The sequence below is a fragment of the Melioribacter sp. Ez-97 genome (genome assembly GCF_051488665.1).
Classification (GTDB): domain Bacteria; phylum Bacteroidota; class Ignavibacteria; order Ignavibacteriales; family Melioribacteraceae; genus Melioribacter.
In genome coordinates, this window is sequence record NZ_JBPSEG010000010.1 from 1 (window position 1) to 14,725 (window position 14,725).

12 protein-coding genes and 5 tRNA genes are annotated in these 14,725 nt (G+C 41.9%); 6 read left to right on the plus strand and 11 right to left on the minus strand.

The genetic code is table 11. The features are described from left to right. Nucleotides 1-151: 151 nt before the first annotated feature. The 11 genes from ACSSWA_RS11100 to ACSSWA_RS11150 form a co-directional block, all read right to left on the minus strand. Entirely contained in the window at nt 152-1,789 is a 1,638-nt protein-coding gene (locus ACSSWA_RS11100) for a T9SS type A sorting domain-containing protein (RefSeq protein WP_437356650.1), read from the minus strand. Nucleotides 1,790-1,804: 15 nt separating this feature from the next. Then, nucleotides 1,805-4,603, minus strand: a complete 2,799-nt coding sequence (locus ACSSWA_RS11105; RefSeq protein WP_437356651.1) for a TonB-dependent receptor domain-containing protein — start codon at nt 4,601-4,603, stop codon at nt 1,805-1,807. A gap of 184 nt (nt 4,604-4,787) precedes the next feature. After that, nucleotides 4,788-5,408 carry a hypothetical protein gene (locus tag ACSSWA_RS11110; RefSeq protein ID WP_437356652.1) on the minus strand — a complete coding sequence of 207 codons (621 nt, stop codon included), beginning with the start codon at nt 5,406-5,408 and terminating at the stop codon, nt 4,788-4,790. Nucleotides 5,409-5,529: 121 nt separating this feature from the next. Continuing rightward, nucleotides 5,530-6,276 carry a T9SS type A sorting domain-containing protein gene (locus ACSSWA_RS11115; protein ID WP_437356653.1) on the minus strand — a complete coding sequence of 249 codons (747 nt, stop codon included), beginning with the start codon at nt 6,274-6,276 and terminating at the stop codon, nt 5,530-5,532. 85 nt (nt 6,277-6,361) lie between these two features. After that, nucleotides 6,362-7,147 carry a hypothetical protein gene (locus tag ACSSWA_RS11120; RefSeq protein WP_437356654.1) on the minus strand — a complete coding sequence of 262 codons (786 nt, stop codon included), beginning with the start codon at nt 7,145-7,147 and terminating at the stop codon, nt 6,362-6,364. Nucleotides 7,148-7,224: 77 nt separating this feature from the next. Further along, entirely contained in the window at nt 7,225-8,010 is a 786-nt protein-coding gene (locus tag ACSSWA_RS11125; protein ID WP_437356655.1) for a lysophospholipid acyltransferase family protein, read from the minus strand. 153 nt (nt 8,011-8,163) lie between these two features. Continuing rightward, a tRNA-Glu gene (locus ACSSWA_RS11130) sits at nt 8,164-8,235 on the minus strand. 32 nt (nt 8,236-8,267) lie between these two features. Beyond that, a tRNA-Glu gene (locus tag ACSSWA_RS11135) sits at nt 8,268-8,339 on the minus strand. A gap of 7 nt (nt 8,340-8,346) precedes the next feature. Then, nucleotides 8,347-8,420 (minus strand) — tRNA-His (locus ACSSWA_RS11140). 39 nt (nt 8,421-8,459) lie between these two features. Beyond that, nucleotides 8,460-8,533 (minus strand) — tRNA-Arg (locus tag ACSSWA_RS11145). Nucleotides 8,534-8,582: 49 nt separating this feature from the next. Then, nucleotides 8,583-8,657: transfer RNA gene (locus tag ACSSWA_RS11150), tRNA-Pro, on the minus strand. A 133-nt stretch (nt 8,658-8,790) separates the two neighbouring features. On the opposite strand from ACSSWA_RS11150, the gene ACSSWA_RS11155 reads away from it, so the two are divergent. From ACSSWA_RS11155 to ACSSWA_RS11180, 6 genes are all read left to right on the plus strand, one after another. Next, the gene (locus ACSSWA_RS11155; protein ID WP_437356656.1) at nt 8,791-10,005 is read left to right on the plus strand and encodes an FtsX-like permease family protein; all 1,215 of its coding nucleotides are present in this window, start codon (nt 8,791-8,793) and stop codon (nt 10,003-10,005) included. Nucleotides 10,006-10,007: 2 nt separating this feature from the next. Continuing rightward, nucleotides 10,008-11,234 carry an FtsX-like permease family protein gene (locus ACSSWA_RS11160; protein ID WP_437356657.1) on the plus strand — a complete coding sequence of 409 codons (1,227 nt, stop codon included), beginning with the start codon at nt 10,008-10,010 and terminating at the stop codon, nt 11,232-11,234. After that, a complete protein-coding gene (locus ACSSWA_RS11165; protein WP_437356658.1) occupies nt 11,227-11,925 on the plus strand; it encodes an ABC transporter ATP-binding protein in 699 nt (232 codons plus the stop codon). Before ACSSWA_RS11160 ends, ACSSWA_RS11165 begins: the two co-directional genes overlap by 8 nt. A 92-nt stretch (nt 11,926-12,017) precedes the next feature. Next, entirely contained in the window at nt 12,018-12,476 is a 459-nt protein-coding gene (locus ACSSWA_RS11170) for a Fur family transcriptional regulator (RefSeq protein WP_014857312.1), read from the plus strand. Further along, nucleotides 12,469-12,696, plus strand: a complete 228-nt coding sequence (locus ACSSWA_RS11175) for a FeoA family protein (RefSeq protein WP_437356659.1) — start codon at nt 12,469-12,471, stop codon at nt 12,694-12,696. The genes ACSSWA_RS11170 and ACSSWA_RS11175 overlap by 8 nt, the downstream gene beginning before the upstream one ends. A gap of 2 nt (nt 12,697-12,698) precedes the next feature. Further along, complete coding sequence (locus tag ACSSWA_RS11180) at nt 12,699-14,723, plus strand: FeoB small GTPase domain-containing protein (protein WP_437356660.1); 2,025 nt, start codon at nt 12,699-12,701, stop codon at nt 14,721-14,723. Nucleotides 14,724-14,725 lie beyond the last annotated feature (2 nt).

Genomic DNA, 14,725 nt, shown 5'->3' on the forward strand with positions numbered 1-14,725 from the left:
ATCTTTTTGTCTTTTAACGACTTATAGCTATTTTATCAACCGATAACTGGGACGCCTATAAATATTACTCAAATGAACAGATAGTAACCGTAAAAAAATAAGGCGTTCCGCCGGAGAACGGAACGCCTTCTGGAAGAGAGGAGAGAGAAGTTTATTTCAATAATGTCATTTTTTTCGACACGACAAAATTTTCGGTTTCCAACCTGTATACGTAAAGACCGGAAGGCAGATTATTAGCGTTCCATGTAACATTGTATATTCCGGCTTCTTTATAACCGCTTACTAATTTTTCAATTTCCTGTCCGAGCGCGTTATAGACCGTTAATTTTACGTTGCCCGGTTTCGGCAGCACAAAAGAAATTGTAGTTGCAGGATTGAAGGGATTGGGGTAATTTTGACTCAACTCGTAAGCCGCGGGAATTACGTTTGAATATTCTTCATCAACGCTTGTGAGCGTATAATCGGTATTTTGCGGATCGTAGTTAGTCCAACCTTCATCCCATCTGGCGCCCGAAGGATCGAAGGCTCCGATAAATTCGACCGGCTCGAAAAATCCCGCGTTCAAACGGGGATTGTCGAAATTAGCGCCGCTTGCCGCGGGCGAGTCGCTCATGGGAGTCGCATTCGGCGCGCTCTGATTAAACGGGTCGGTTAACTTGACTTCCGCGCTTGTCGGGTATTCGCGATTCGAATACGATTCGGTCTTGAACCACGAGACAACGTCAAAGCTCTCAACGTTGGTCGTAAGGTTCTTTCCGCTCTGAGCGCCGGCTATAATCGTATTGCGTATCTGTAAACTATCTGATTGAGCGCCGGCTACGCTGTTCTCTCCGTCCAGATACAAACCCACAGGATAACCCATAATTATCGAATTATATACCGACGTCAATGTAGATCTTCGTAAATGCATACCGCGTTTGAAATTCGGATTGAACTCCGTATAATCGGGACTTACAAGCGGTCCGATCAAAGTTACATTCGAAAAGACCGGTCGAGTACGCGGTTCGTTCAGCGTGCCGGTTCCGTCGTTGTCGGATTCGAAACCGTTGCTGCCGCTGATGTCGGCTATATTGAAATCTCTGTATCCGACTAAAAATTGCAAATTGCCTCTGTACCCGAAGTCCGTATCGAATTCATCGTCGACTCCTTTATAAGCTATCAAATACTTTGCGTTTACGGTTCCTCCGAAGAATTCATATGAGTCGTCGCCTGAATAACTTACCTGAATATGGTCTAAAGTTGTACCTCTGCCCACTCCCGCCAACGTCAAACCGTTTATTTCGTTGTCGGGTAAATAAGCTATGCCCGGAAATTCAATGCGCACATAGCTCATACGTCCGCTGTTGTCGTTATCGTCCGGGTTTTCTCCGCCGCCGTAAATTGTGCCCGTGCCGCCTTCAATTACTGCAGTTCCCCCGGGGACGTTTATGCTTGCTCTACCTGCTATTATAATACCGCCCCAGTCGCCTGCCGCTCTCTGCCCAGCAGGCTGCTGACTTGTAAATACAATCGGATTGTCCGGAGCGCCCACGGCATTTATCTTTGCACCGCGATTAATGATGAGAGTTCCTTTTGACGATTTCTCTCCGTAGATAATTGTCCCTGCGGGTATTGTCAATGTCGCGCCCTCGTTAACATTGACAAATCCTTTTAATAAATATTTTTTATTGGCATCCAACGTTAAATCCGAATTGATATCTCCCTCGAGAGCTTCGTCGTATTGCGCAAGCTGAGCGTAGAGATTGATTCCGGATAATATGAAGATTATTAGTAAAATACGCTTGTACATAGAGTTCCTCCTTAATTATAGTTTGTAAGAAATACTTATTGAAACGGCAGATTCCCTGCTGTTCAGGCGGGCTCTTTTATCTCCCTGTCTGAATATCTGATCCTTGCCGAGAATATCTTTGGCGGAAAATTTCAACGACAAGTTTTCAGTTAATGATTTATTGATTACAAAATCGATAACGTCCCTCGGCTCTTCCACAATATCTTCCTGGTATGCCGTTGCTACTTCGATTATTCTTTCTCCGATTCTGTTATAGAGCAGACTTGCCGTCAGACCGTAATCGTCGCTGTTATAAGACAATCCGAAATTTATAGTATAAGGCGACTGCCCCTGCAGCGGTCTGCCGTTGCGGGCAATTGTAGTTTCCGTGCCGTTAACAGTAACCGAAGACTTAACGAGAGTGTAATTTCCATTGACAAAAAAATTCGAAAGCCCACCCGAAATTCTTCCCAAACCCAATCTGCCTTCGAGTTCGAGACCGTAAACCTCGGCTTTATCTGAATTTCTGAATGTTCTCTCCGATCCCAATGCGCTTCCGGTTACAACAACCTGCTCTATTGCATCTTTCATATCTTTGTAGAATAGACTTGCCGATATCATTTCTCCGATTCCGAAATACGATTCGTATCTGAGGTCGTAGTTTTTAATTATCGCCCGCTTCAATTCGCTATTGCCACGAATTGATGTTTGCGTATAAAAGTCGAAATATGCAAACGGAGCCAATTCTCTCAGTTCCGGACGATTAACGGTTTGATTTGCCGACAATCTCAGATTTGCATTTTCGTTCAGTTTATAAATAAGATTCAAAGACGGCAGAAGATCGTTATTGGCAAGTTCAATAAAAATATCTTCCCTGTCGGAAAGGTCGCGCGAATTGACAGTTTGTCTCGAATTTTCAAGCCGGGCGCCTCCTACCAATTTAAGTTCTCTTCCAAGAAAGACGAACCCGTATTCGAACATAAAGTAGAAAGCCGATATTTTCTGACCGGCGTTGTAATTGTTCGTTCCGTTGAGATACTCCTGAATGGAAAAACCGTTCCGGCGATAATTCTCAGGATTAAAGATTCGATCGAGAGGCAAATAAAGAAGTTTGAAATCGGTATAACCGTTGCCCGGCGCGTTGATAATGGTGCCGATCAAACGGGAACTGAATTCCCTGTTTTTGTCCTCGTAAAGTCCGCCAAGTTTGAGATTAACCGCTTTCAAAGGAATTTTGAAATCGGCTGCAAAACCGGTAGTAGTCTCGTCGAGATTCGAATAAAAGCGTCCGCCGTTTTTAAGATTGACTTGCGGTCCCAGTAAAGCCGCAAATTGATTGTCGCTGCCGAGGTCCCGCGAATAGATTACGCGTCTGTAGTCGGGCTCGTCGCGCTTCGATATTGAATTGTACAAACGCCACTCAGCTTGAAGCAGACTACCGAAATAATGCTCGCCCGAAAACTGTCCCGAATAAACTTCGCGCGAAGTAAATCGGAAAGCGCTTTGAATTTGTTCCGTTCCCGAATCGGTATACTGCGCTCCTTTCAGCTCCGATACCTCGTCGTCGGAAGTATGACTGTATGTATTTTTGAAACTTAATTTGTGTTTGCCGCCGAGTTTATAACTGAGATTTAACAATCCCCCCCATAAAGTGGAATATTTATATTGACTGCCTCTGTAGCTGAAACGCGTTTCACCGCTCGATTCGAATTCGTTGCGTTCAAGATTGGTCTTATTAAAATTATTTTTGTACGATAAAGCTGCAACAAAACCAAAACGGGGACCCAGCAGAGTAACTCCGTCGCCGAGAGAAATCATGAATCCGCCGTTGAGAGGCGCTTTCTTAGTGCGGGTAGACCAGTTGTTGGGCAGCGTTTTTGCAAATTGTAAAATTTCTTCGGACGAATAATTTCCTTTGCTCAAGTCGGAAGGAATCGAAGATGGCAGGCTACGCGAACCGTCGTCGATGCCGAGAAAATCGAGTTTGCCGCCGTTATAAGATTTAAAATCCTCCAGAGAAGTATTGTTCGAAAACGAGCCGTTGATTGTAAGGTTGAATTTTAGTTTATCGGGAAAATCGATCGTGTTCAGATTTACAAGACCGCCGGCAAAGTCGCCCGGTTTGTCCGGCGTATATGATTTGTCGATTACGGTATTTGCCAGCAAATTCGATGGGATTAAATCGAATGCGAACGATTTCTTGTCCGGCTCGGCGCTCGACAGAGGCGAATTGTTCAACAGCGCATTGCTGTAGCGCTCGCTTGTTCCTCTTACGAAAATAAATTTATTGTCTACTACGGAGATTCCCGTCACTCTTTTCAAAGCGTCGCTCGATGTGGCGTCGGGCGATCTTTTAATTTGCTCTGCGCTTATACCGTCGCTGATAGAAATAGAATTTTTTTGTTTATTAAGCAGCGCCGCCTCGTAGGATTCGTCGGCTTTGCTTGTCACTACCACTTCATCGACGGCTATTGCTTCGGCTTTCAACGCTACGTTTCTTACTACAAACTCGCCCGCTTTAACGACTACATTCGGTATCCTGGTTTTTGCATACGAAATATAACTGACGACCATTTCGTAATTGCCTGCGGGTACGTTTTCGATCGTATAGTTGCCTTCGATATCGCTTGCAGCGCCGAGCGAAGTTCCGGTAAGAAAAACATTGGCGCCTATAATCGGCTCTCCGCTCGCTGCGTCTACCACTTTCCCTTTTATTGTGCCTTTATTCGTCTGCGCATTCGTATGAATAGAAATCACCGCGGCGATTAATAAGATTAACCGAATTGTTTTTATCAATTTCGACGGACTCGTTTTGGTTGCAGTAAATAAATTCATTTTTCCTCTCTCCTTGAATGTTACATTGCAAACCTACGAGACTAATGTTAACGCAATGTTAAGCGGGCGTTAAGGTAATGTTAATATTGAAGGGCGAGGCGTAAATGAAAATTGATCTTAGAAATTTTCTTACTCAAAGCGGAAAGAATACCGATTTTATATTTCCGCGGGTTTTACCGAAAGTTCAATAGATACGATAATAAACGGTAAATTCGACGTTAAGCGTATTCATTTTTTCTTCCGAGGAAGGATGTAATTCGTCGGCAGGATCAACTCTTCTCCTGTTCCACAAATTCATATAATTATAATTCGATTCGATTTCACACAATACATTTTTCATTATTTCATAACTGACGCCCAGCCCGAAATTCAGACCGAATCGCATACCGTTTTTATAGCTCCTGCCCAGTACGATTTGATCGAAATACTCGAACCTGAACCATGCGTCTCCCCAGTAATTCATAAGTAAAGAAACTGCGGCGTAAGGCTTGAATTTATCTATATCAATTATATATCTGCCCCCGAATCCGAAAGACCAGACATCGATAATCGTGGTAACGTCTTCCTTTATAGTTTGCATGTAGAGGAGGTTATAAATCTCTGCGCTCTGACGTCCGCGAAACGGAATGTAACGCGCTTGAGCAACAATCCCGAAAGACGATAATTCGTATTTGAATTTAATAGAGGCAAAATAATTTTTTCTAAAGGCAAGACCTCCGAACATAGTTAATGTTCCGTTTACGTAATGCGCTCCGGGATATCCCAAGTCCCGGGTATAATAATTATTGTTTTGTACTTTTGACATACCGCCGCCGATACCCAAGTATAAAGACTGACTGTAAGTATTCACTGAAAGTAAGAATAATGAAATAATAATAATTTTTTTTGTAAGCATTTAATTTGACTATTATTATATATATCAGTTTCTACTTTATAAGAGCGATTTTTCTTGAATACACACGTTCGGATGCAGTAAACACAATATAATAAACGCCCGAAGCAAGAGCGCCAGCCTGATAAATCAACTCGTATCTTCCGGCCAATTTATAATTTTGTTCTATTAATTCTACAAGTTCTCCCAGCAAATTATAAACGCCGATTTTAACATAAGCCCTTCTATTCAGTTCATATATAATTTTTGTCGAGAGATTAAACGGATTCGGATAGACGGAAAGAATTTCAAAATTATCCGGTATCTTTTCTGAATTATTTTCCACTCCCAATCCGGTAGATATACCCCAAAATAATTGCGAAAGCGAATCGATATAAACGTCGTTTCTTTTTACTTTTAGCATTACGTCAAACAATCCTATCAAATAATTTTCATACAAAGAATCGAGCGGCACAATTTCCGGAAAGTTCTGTTCGCCGGACAGCGACCGAATATTCAATTCATATAAATCGTCTTCATTTTTAGAATTGCAGATAAATCCGACGGTTTCATTTTGCATAAACGGATTTTCAGATTCGTCACAAAAGATCATAGTATTGAAACCCGCGATTACTTTTATTGTATCGCTTAGGTTTCCGCGACGCAATTTAAAAATCACATTAGGCGGCGTGCGTCCGCTTACCAACTTTATTGTGTCGGCTTCTGGCACAAATACAATGCTCTGCGCACGAACGACTGTAATAAACAGAATGAAGAGTAAAATATGCGGAATAACTTTCATCTTATCCGCCCCCTAACGAAAAATGCATTCTATCAATAATCAATAGTAAATAGTAAATAGTAAATAATTAATAATCAACATCCGATTATTCAATTGCCGTCAAATGAGAGTCGATCAATTGCCATTCGCCATTATTTCTTTCGAGATATGCTTCCCCGAATTGATAAAAAACCCGGAAGATTACAAAAGCATTTGATAAATTATTGTCGACATAGATTTTAAATACAATCGGCATCGTAGCTTTATGATAATCGCTTATCCAGTGATGATGAGTCAACTGGATTGCGTGACGCAGAAAAGCGACTCGTTCCGAATGATCGGATTTTCTTTCGCCGTCGAGCTCGTAAAGAAAACGATATATCATAGAGTCGGCTTCCGAAGAGAGATATACTACAGGAAAATTTACCTGCGGCGTAGGTCGAAAATCGGATATTTTACGCTCCAGAGTCTCGACTCCCTTATAATAATAAAAACGAGGATTGGTATCGGTTACGGCATAATCGATACTGTTTTGGATAACGACGTATCTGAAATCGGTTTCGAAATTTTCATGGTAGCCGCCCGTAATCCGGTTCAAATCTTCCGGAGTATAAAATTCTTCGAATATCTCGTAAATCTGCCTTACCGTATCGTTCAGGGAACTCCGTTGACTTTTCGTAAAAGAAGGTATCGCATCCCGCCACAATGCAAAAACCGAATCCAGTTTTTCTTGAGAGTCGCTTTGATATGCCTCTTCCAACTTAGCGCCGATTTCATCGAAGCCGTATTTAATCGCAGGCTCTTCAGTTTCGACAATTTTATCCCTGCATCCGGCTGCGGATATAACGGCGGCAGTAAAAGCAATTGTTAATATTCGTAAGCGTTTGTTCATTTGGCGGAATATTACAAAATATTTGTCTAATGTATCAGATTAAACTGCTCTAAATCAACAAAAAACGGCTGCCGAATTTATTCACGTATCAGTTCCGCTCTTCCCCATTCGATGAATTTATTCTTAATAAATTCGATTGTTTGAAGGTGCTCTTCGTTGCCGTTCGATTTTATTTCTATCGGGTCTCCGAAGCTGATCTTAACTTCTTTGGAAGGATCGATTTTGCCGAAGTCTTTCAAGAATTTTCCGTTTGCCCACGCGTCCGAGATTAAAGCCACGGGTATGACGGGAACGTTATTTTTCTTCGCCAGTTTAATTCCGAGCGTATTGAACGATTTGACGTCGAGATAAAGCGAGCGGGTGCGTTGAGGAAAGATAATAATCGATTTGCCGGCTTTGATTTTTTCCGCCCCCTGAATCAAAACAGCCATCAAATCCTCGCGAGGATTTTTGCGCGATACCAGAATCGGGTCGCGCGCAGCGGAAACCGGTCCGAACAACGGAAATCGTACGAGCTCTTCTTTCATTACGAATACAACTTTTTTGACCGGATGTATTATGCACGGAAATACGAACGTTTCGAGTATGCTCATATGGTTCGATACGAAAATTACGGGTCCCTCGACTTTTTTGATATTGCTCATCCCGCTGATATGAAATCGGACTCCGGTCTTTTCCAATCCCTTTAATATATTGTACGAAGCTTCAATCCATTTTTCGTCGTCGTATTTGCCCTTAACAGCCAGGCGGTTGGAAGTATAAACTACTTTGAGAAGTCTCAATAAATAAAATCCGAGGGACGGGAGAATTGATTTACTCCTTTCAGGCGTGATATATTCGTCTTTTTCGGCTAAATAATTCATGCTTATTCCGAATTAATTATACCGATAATTTAAGAAAAACTATTTTCAAGGTGAAATTAGCAAAAAGCGGAAAATTACCGGTACAAAAAAACCGGCTGATTTGCCGGCAAAATTTATTGAATGGATTTTTTGAAAAAAACAAGATTAGCATTGTGACCCCAACGGGAATCGAACCCGTATTTTCACCTTGAAAGAGTGATGTCCTAACCGTTAGACGATGGGGCCTGAATAAAAAAAGAGCATTATTAAAAAAGTAGTGACCCCAACGGGAATCGAACCCGTATTTTCACCTTGAAAGAGTGATGTCCTAACCGTTAGACGATGGGGCCTGAACCGGGTGAGCAATGGGACTTGAACCCACGACCTCCTGGGCCACAACCAGGTGCTCTAACCAACTGAGCTATGCTCACCATTTAGTATTTCAAAAAAACGAATATATAAAAAAATTGTACGCCAGAGTGGACTCGAACCACTAACCCTCAGCTTAGAAGGCTGATGCTCTATCCTGTTGAGCTACTGGCGCACTTAAAATCACCAACCAAAATAAGAAAATTATTTCGATTGTACCAGCGTCGGGGAGACAGGATTCGAACCTGCGACTTCTTGGTCCCAAACCAAGTGCTCTAGCCGGGCTGAGCTACTCCCCGTTACGTTCAATCTTTAAAAGAACTCCAAACAATTACGGCTTACAAAAATAATCGTTTGAAATCGAAATGTCAATTTCCGGGTCATTTTCTTGTTTATTTTCTCTATCTTTGGATATAAAAAAATTTGGGTTTTATGTTCTCCTTCTTCGTCGCCGGCAAATATATCAAATCGTACCGTAAGTCGAGATTTATCTCCTCGATTTCGGCTATTGCTTCTGCGGGCATAGCTGTCGGAATGGCGGTGGTAATTATTGCGCTGACGGTTCTCGACGGCTTCGAAAAAGTAGTCTCGGAAAAAATCGTAACTCTAAACGCGCACGTCAAAATTACCGGTTTCGGGAACCGCAACCTGCCTTCTCCAGAATCCCTTATTACTGAAATAGAAAAAAAATTCGGCGACAAAATTAATAATATCGAACCGTTCATTTCGAAACTTGTATTGGTTAAGTCGAAAAAATTTGCGGACGGAATTACTGTAACCGGACTCGACTTCGAAGGTCTTCGCAGAAATATCGGAGCTTATTTAATCGAAGGTTCAATCGACAGTCTGGGAGAAAACGATATAATTATCGGCAGAAAACTTTCGGAAAAACTGCGGGTAAAATTAAACGATAAATTAACTCTTTTTACTGTCTACGGAGAAGAAATTCCTTCGCCCGCCTCGCCGCCCGCTATTGACGTTTTCAGAGTCGCCGGTATCTTCGAAAGCGGCATGTCGGAATACGACGACCTGAACGCCTATATCCGTTTCGACAAAGCTTCGGAATTTTTCGGTATGTTCGGCAGAATCTCGGGTTACAATATTCAACTGAAAAACATCGACGACATCGAACCGATTACGGAAGAGTTGCAGGATTATTTGGGATATCCTTATTACGTCCGTTCTGTATTCCAGATTTATCAGAATATTTTTACTTGGATCGACCTTCAGAAAGAACCGATTCCGATAGTTTTGGGATTAATAATTTTCGTCGCCGTATTTAATATTGTAGGAACTCTTTTAATGATTGTACTGGAAAAGACAAAAAGCATCGGAATACTGAGAACGCTCGGCGCAACGAGAAAAAAAATAACTTCGATTTTCCTTTTGCACGGATTCTACCTGACGACGATAGGAATTGTTTTCGGAAATTTTCTGGCGTACATACTTACTCTGCTACAGATGAAATTCGATATCGTCAAACTGCCTGAGAATGTCTATTTCGTTACTCATGTTCCTCTTCATATCGATATTAATAATTACCTGACGATCAGCTTCATAACCGCGTTGATATCCCTTATTACTTCGTTTATACCGGCGTATATTTCGTCAAAGATAGAAATTATTTCGGCAATTAAATTCGAATGAGAATGATTGAGTATTTCATAGCGAAACGATACCTGAAAGCCAAACACAGATTTAATCTAATAACGGTGATTTCCGCCCTTTCTGTCGGAGGAATAACGATCGGCGTGGCGGCTTTGATAATTGTGCTGTCGGTTTTTAACGGTTTCGGCTCGCTGGTAAAATCGATACTTATTAGTTTCGATCCGCATCTCAGAATTGTCGTTACCGGCAACGAAATGAGCGATAAAATCGAAGAAATTAATTCTTATTTGAAAAGCAATTCGGAAGTTAAAATTTTCTTTCCATACGTCGAAAGTAAAGTTATTGCATACAACAAAAGAAGTTACGAAATAATAAACCTCAAAGGAATTCCCGCCGAAAATCAGAGTCAAAACTGGGGGCTCAAAGAAAAAATCATCAGCGGTCATTATGATTTGAAGAGCGGCGGCTTGGGTAAAATTATAATAGGACTCCCCCTTTCTTTGAGATTGTCGTTAGGGGTCGGAGACACTGTAACCGTGACATCGGCGAGGAATATCGAAAAAATGATAACGAGTTTTTCGCTTCCCCGGTCGCAAAAATTTATAGTCGCCGGACTCTTTGAAACAAACAACAGGGACTACGACGTTTCTTACGCCTTTACTTCAATCGAGGAAGCAAAAAGACTTCTCGGATTCGGCGGCGAAATATCGGGTATCGACGTTCGCCTCGGCAATATTGAAAAATCGGAAGCCTTGAAGAAAAAATTGATAGACAAATTCGGAACCGATAATTTTTCGTTTTACACTTGGTACGATCTCCACAAAGACCTCTATAGTATAATGTCTGTAGAACGGTGGTCGGCTTATATTCTGTTGAGTTTAATAATTGCCGTAGCCACGTTCAATATTTTTGCATCGCTTACAATGACAGTCCTCGAAAAGAAAAAGGATATAGCGATATTGCGTTCGATGGGAGCCGATGCGAGCGCCGTGAGACGAATTTTTATGTACGAAGGATTGATGGTCGGTTTAATCGGAACCGCAGCGGGAATTATTCTTGGGCTGGCGGTTTGCTATTTGCAAATCCGATACAATTTTTATCCGCTCGATCCGACGAAATATATAATAAACGCAATGCCGGTTAAAGTAATGATAACGGACATAATCGCAATCGGAGGCATGTCGCTGCTTTTAACTTTTCTGGCTTCGATTTATCCGGCTAAGCGCGCTTCAAAAACAAACATTATCGAGTCAATTAAATATGAATGAGAAAATTATTGTCGCGGAAGGAATTCGGAAATCATTCAGGATTTCGAAAGACAAAAGTCTGGAAATATTAAAAGGAATATCGCTCGAAATCGAACCGGGTAAGATTACGGTTATTGTGGGAGCTTCGGGAGCGGGCAAAAGCACTCTGCTCCATATCTTGAGCGGATTGGACAAACCGGACGAAGGCAAAATTTTAATCGACGGAAGCGACATATCGAAAATGAGCGATACTCAATTATCGAAATTCAGAAATAATAAAATCGGTTTTATATTTCAATTTCATCACTTGCTGCCCGAATTTACGGCGGAAGAAAATGTTGCAATACCGATGATGCTCGACGGAAAGGCCTACGGCAAAGCCGTGGAACGCAGCCGGGAATTATTAAAAATGGTGGGACTATCCCACAGGTCGACTCATAAACCGTCCGAGCTTTCCGGCGGCGAACAGCAACGGGTAGCCGTAGCCCGCGCTCTTGCAAATAATCCGTCAATTATATTTGCCGACGAACCGACGGGAAATCTCGATTCGGCTAACGGCGAAATCATTCATTCCCTTTTCACCGAACTGAAAAATAATCACGGCTATACGTTTCTCGTCGTAAGCCACAATCCTGAATTGATAAAGCTTGGCGACATAGTCCACGAAATCAAAGACGGCACAATAATAGACGGAAATTTAAGTCCACAATAATTTTCCCGAAAATAAGACATAGACATTTGCTTTTTTAAGAACAAGTAAGTAATTTTATATAGACTTAATCTAAATTATATGCAAAAATTATTATGTCGGTAAATTTAAACGAAGCGCACGAAGTTTTTCGCAAGTATCTGAAACAGGAGAAGCACAGGGTAACTCCGGAAAGATTCGAAGTTCTCGATTTCGCATTGAAATACGAAGGACATTTCGGAGCCGACGAACTCTATCTGAGAATGAAAAACAACAAATCGAACGTCTCGAGAGCTACAGTTTATAACACACTCGAGTTACTCGCCGCATGCGAACTTCTGGCTAAACGAAACTTCGGAGAAAACAAAACCCGTTACGAATCGAACTACGGGAGAAAATCGCACGACCATCTGATATGCATTAACTGCGGAGCAATCAAAGAATTTACGGAACCCGAAATCGAAGAGATTGTAGCTCAGGTGGCTAAGAAGCTCGGTTTCAAACCGCAAGGTCATTCATTTAATATTTTCGGAAAGTGCAACAATGCTAACTGCAAACATAAAGACAATGAATAATATTACTCTCGATAAAGCGCGTAAAGGAAATTTGATTACGATCGTCAACTTGCCCGGCGGAGAAATAAACGCCCAGTTGATTCGAATCGGTATTGCCGAAGGCGAAACTTTAGTATGCCTTCAACGCCTTCCCGGCGGTACGATTATTTTACAGAAAAACAGACAGGAAATTGCCGTAGGCTACGACCTGGCAAAAAATATTAAAATTATTCTGCGGTAAATATGAAATCTGATAATATTGTTAACATTAATTCTCAACTTTCGAACGTCGACATCGATATAAAACACGTCCAAACCGAAAAGGTTGTTCTGGTAGGAAATCCCAACGTCGGTAAATCGTGCGTATTCAATTATCTGAGCGGAAAATATGTCGACGTTTCCAATTATCCCGGCACGACTGTTTCAATTACGCGCTGCAATTATAAAGGCAAAAAAGTCTACGATACACCCGGCATCTACGGCGTTTCTTCTTTCAACGAAGAAGAAAAAGTCGCTAAAGATATTATCCTGGAAGGCGACATAGTAATTAATATTGTAAACGCCCTCCACCTCGAACGCGACTTGTTTCTTACTCTTCAATTAATCGACATGGGCAAAAAAGTTTCCCTCATTCTCAATTTTGCTGACGAGCTCAAAAAAAGAAAGATTAAGATCGACACGCAAAAGTTATCCGAACTGCTTGGAATAGAGGTCTACGAAACTGCGGCTGTTAATAAAGCGGGACTCGACCAGATCGACAAAGCTATCGAAAACGCCCGCGTCGGGAACCAGCAGCTCGATTTGCACTTCCTGCTGCAGCAGTTTACGGACGAAGGAATTCCGCAGGCTGAAGCTTTATTGATACTCGAAGGCGACGAGTTTACGGCGAATAAATACAACAAACCGATTAATAAAGACGAGCGCGAGAAAATTTATATTACGCGACGAAACCGCGTAAACGAAATTATCGATATTGTAGAACACGAAGATTCCAGAAAAGGCGAAATCTCGAATCTGCTTGGTAGAATGTCGCTTAATCCGATAACCGGCATTCCGATATTGTTGGCAATTTTAACTCTTGTTTATTTCTTCATCGGAGATTTCATATCGCAGCGGGTAGTCGATTTTACTGAAAATACGGTCGGCGTCGGAATCGTGGAATACAACATTAAATCATTCGTTTCGAACTACGCTTCGTCGATTATCGACGTTGAAATTCTCGACGAAAATGAAAATTTAATCGACAAAAAGATTTATAATTTTCCCGACGGTATGAACGCCAATACCGATTTAAAATCCGACTTCGAAAACTTTTCTTCTCAGCCCGGAGCGCAAACTACATTTCATTATTCCAATCCGATAGTAAAATTGTTTTTCGGCGAATTCGGCGTTATAACTATGACTACTACATACCTCCTTTTCCTTTTGCTGCCGCTCGTAATCGGATTCTATTTTGTAATGGCTCTGTTGGAAGACAGCGGTTATCTGCCGCGTCTGGCTACGATGCTCGACAGAACATTTAATAAAATCGGATTAAACGGGAAAGCCGTCATACCGATCATTCTGGGTTTCGGATGTATAACAATGGCTAATATTACAACCCGTCTGCTCGGTTCGGAACGGGAAAAGTCGATAGCTACGGCAATCTTGCAATTCGTTATACCCTGCTCGGCACAGCTTGCGGTTATTACGGTTCTTTTAAGCGGAGCCGGATTAGTCCCGCTATTGATTTTTATCGGCGTTATCGGCTCGGTGTTAATAATATTGTCTACGGTTTTGAATAAATTGATTCCCGGTCAAAGTTCGCCTCTTCTAATCGATCTTCCCATCATGCGATTACCGAAAATTACGAATGTGTTCAAAAAGATGGCGTACAGAAGTTACGGCTTTATGAAAGAAGCCGGATTCTGGTTCTTCGTAGGCGCTCTGGCTGTCGGCGTAATGGACATAACAGGATTATTGACGGTCTGGCAGGATATCCTTGCGCCGTTGACAACTCACTGGCTCAAGCTTCCCAAAGAAGCTGCCAATGCATTCGTTATGGGTATGGTAAGACGGGATTTCGGAGCCGCCGGACTTTTTGCGATGAATCTTACCGTTATGCAAATTACAGTCGCCATAATAACAATAACGCTTTTCACGCCTTGCATTGCGTCTTTCGTTGTGATGCTAAAAGAACGCGGCTGGAAAGAAGGTTTAACTATCTGGTTGGGCACGTGGGTTACCGCATTCTTTATCGGCGGTCTGGTAGCTCAGTTTATAGTTTAAGA

Coding starts and splice junctions, on each gene's coding strand:
- ACSSWA_RS11160 (WP_437356657.1), top strand. CDS start 10,008: ATGATTGAGTATTTCATAGCGAAACGATACCTGAAAGCCAAACACAGA.
- ACSSWA_RS11155 (WP_437356656.1), top strand. CDS start 8,791: ATGTTCTCCTTCTTCGTCGCCGGCAAATATATCAAATCGTACCGTAAG.
- ACSSWA_RS11110 (WP_437356652.1), bottom strand. CDS start 5,408: ATGTCAAAAGTACAAAACAATAATTATTATACCCGGGACTTGGGATAT.
- ACSSWA_RS11100 (WP_437356650.1), bottom strand. CDS start 1,789: ATGTACAAGCGTATTTTACTAATAATCTTCATATTATCCGGAATCAAT.
- ACSSWA_RS11105 (WP_437356651.1), bottom strand. CDS start 4,603: ATGAATTTATTTACTGCAACCAAAACGAGTCCGTCGAAATTGATAAAA.
- ACSSWA_RS11120 (WP_437356654.1), bottom strand. CDS start 7,147: ATGAACAAACGCTTACGAATATTAACAATTGCTTTTACTGCCGCCGTT.
- ACSSWA_RS11125 (WP_437356655.1), bottom strand. CDS start 8,010: ATGAATTATTTAGCCGAAAAAGACGAATATATCACGCCTGAAAGGAGT.
- ACSSWA_RS11165 (WP_437356658.1), top strand. CDS start 11,227: ATGAATGAGAAAATTATTGTCGCGGAAGGAATTCGGAAATCATTCAGG.
- ACSSWA_RS11170 (WP_014857312.1), top strand. CDS start 12,018: ATGTCGGTAAATTTAAACGAAGCGCACGAAGTTTTTCGCAAGTATCTG.
- ACSSWA_RS11180 (WP_437356660.1), top strand. CDS start 12,699: ATGAAATCTGATAATATTGTTAACATTAATTCTCAACTTTCGAACGTC.
- ACSSWA_RS11175 (WP_437356659.1), top strand. CDS start 12,469: ATGAATAATATTACTCTCGATAAAGCGCGTAAAGGAAATTTGATTACG.
- ACSSWA_RS11115 (WP_437356653.1), bottom strand. CDS start 6,276: ATGAAAGTTATTCCGCATATTTTACTCTTCATTCTGTTTATTACAGTC.